Consider the following 528-nt stretch of genomic DNA (forward strand, 5'->3'; position numbering starts at 1 on the left):
TTGTTTTGATAGGTAATCAATGAAGTCGTGCTTGAATGCCTTGAAAGAATATTTCTTTTCAATTTCTCAAATTTTGGAATCATCATATGCTTGTTTCAACAATGATGTCGGGAAGAAATCTTCCTTGTCTTCCAATGCTTTTTTGAATTCGAAGTTTCTGTCGATGATGTCTTCAACCATCGAATTGTTTGCAATTTTCTTTGATTCAATTCATTCAAAATGCTCTTTTGTCAACGAGAATTTCGTATTTCTGATACCATCTTTGATAAACACCGCTTGATACGCATTTATAGCCTCTCTGGCAAGCATTTGAAGCGAAGCTTGGTTTTCTATCAATTCTTCAATTTCCGACGTTGTAAACGAATATTTCCCGTCCTTGTTCAACATCATGTTTACATAGATAATTCTTTTCGCCAACGCATCATCGAAGTCGTAGAATGAAACGTTTTTGTTTGTCAACGCATAAATCGTCGAGCTGTTGATAACTTGCTCTTGATTAACATTCTTTCCTTCAATTTCTTGGAATTT

Annotated in this window: 1 protein-coding gene; it reads right to left on the bottom strand. The window is 34.7% G+C overall.

Annotation, left to right across the window (positions count from 1 at the left end; all coding sequences use genetic code 11):
• Positions 1-210: 210 nt before the first annotated feature.
• A partial coding sequence (locus QYM41_RS17840) for a hypothetical protein (RefSeq protein ID WP_368801104.1) occupies positions 211-528 on the bottom strand: 318 nt, incomplete at its 5' end.

The organism is Kocuria oxytropis, from assembly GCF_040981195.1.
GTDB classification, from domain to species: Bacteria; Actinomycetota; Actinomycetes; order Actinomycetales; family Micrococcaceae; genus Kocuria; species Kocuria oxytropis.